Genomic DNA, 1516 nt, shown 5'->3' with positions numbered 1-1516 from the left:
CGTCATTGGCGACGATGACGCATTCACGGCCCGCAATGCGCCCGACGCCGGTGACAACGCTCGCCGAATGCACGTCGCCGCCGTAGAGGCCATAGGCCGCAAGCGGCGACAGCTCCAGGAACGAGGTGCCGGGATCGACCAGGAGGTCGACGCGCTCGCGCGCCAGCATTTTGCCGCGCGCAGTGTGGCGCTTGCGCGAGGTCTCGCCGCCGCCGCCGGCGACTTGGGCAAGCTTTTCGCGCAAGTCCGCGACGAGGCCGCGCATGGCCTCGGAATTGCGCGCGAAATCTGACGAAGACGGATCGATGCTGGAATGGAGCGGCATGGTGATTCCAATGCGGTGAAGGACTTAAGCCGTCTCGGCCATCAGTTCGCGGCCGATCAGCATGCGGCGCACCTCCGAGGTGCCCGCGCCGATCTCGTACAGCTTGGCATCACGCCACAGACGCCCGACCGGGAATTCTGAAGTATAGCCGACCCCGCCCAGCGCCTGGATCGCCTCGCCCGCCATCCAGGTCGCCTTCTCCGCGGAATAGAGGATCGCGGCAGCGGCGTCCTTGCGCAGGGTGCGCGCGTGGTCGGCGCGGTCGCAGGCGCGTCCCACCGCATAGACGTAGGCGCGCGTGGCCTGCCAGGTCGAATACATGTCGGCGAGCTTGCCCTGCATCAGCTGGAAGTCGCCGATCGGCTGGCCGAACTGCTTGCGCTCGTGCATGTAGGGCACCACCGCGTCCATGCACGCGGCCATGATCCCGAGCGGGCCGCCCGAGAGTACCGCGCGCTCATAGTCGAGGCCGGACATCAGCACCTTGACGCCCTCGCCGACCTTGCCGAGCACGTTCTCCTCCGGCACCTCGCACTCGTCGAAGAACAGGGGATAGGTGTTGGAGCCACGCATGCCGAGCTTGTCGAGATGCTGGCCGTGGGTGAAGCCCTTGAAGCCCTTCTCGACCAGGAACGCGGTCATGCCGCGCGGGCCGGCCTCCGGATCGGTCTTGGCGTAGACCACGAGGACATCGGCATCGCCGCCATTGGTGATCCACATCTTGGAGCCGTTGAGCACGTAGCGGTCGCCGCGCTTGTCGGCGCGCAGCTTCATCGAGACCACGTCGGAGCCGGCGCCCGGCTCGGACATCGCGAGCGCGCCGACATATTCGCCCGAGATCAGCTTGGGCAAATAGCGCTGGCGCTGGGCGTCGTTGCCGTTGCGGCGGATCTGGTTGACGCAGAGATTGGAATGGGCGCCGTAGGACAGCCCGACCGCGGCAGATCCGCGCGAAATCTCCTCCATGGCGACGATATGGGCGAGATAGCCCATGCTGGAGCCGCCATATTGCTCCGGCGCGGTCATCCCGAGCAGGCCGAGATCGCCGAAGCGCTTCCAGAGATCCGCCGGGAACAGGTTTGCGTTCTCGATCTCGGCGGCGCGCGGGGCGATCTCCGCCTCGACGAAGGCGCGCTAGGTGTCGCGCAGCAGGCTGATGTCTTCGCCCAGATCGAAATCGATGCTCGGGAT

The 1516-nt window shown here is 66.6% G+C and carries 1 protein-coding gene and 1 pseudogene; both read right to left on the bottom strand.

All coding sequences use genetic code 11. The features are described from left to right. Window positions 1-325, bottom strand: a 325-nt coding sequence (locus JHD07_RS39595; RefSeq protein WP_291632065.1) for a carboxyl transferase domain-containing protein, incomplete at its 3' end; no start/stop codon positions are given. Between the two features lie 24 nt (window positions 326-349). Further along, a pseudogene (locus JHD07_RS39590) lies at window positions 350-1516 on the bottom strand (isovaleryl-CoA dehydrogenase); the annotation flags it as partial.

This window comes from Bradyrhizobium sp. (assembly GCF_016462955.1).
In the GTDB taxonomy this organism is placed as follows: domain Bacteria; phylum Pseudomonadota; class Alphaproteobacteria; order Rhizobiales; family Xanthobacteraceae; genus Bradyrhizobium.
Note: the sequence above shows the minus strand (reverse complement) of the source record. Positions and strands in the feature narration are given on the sequence as shown.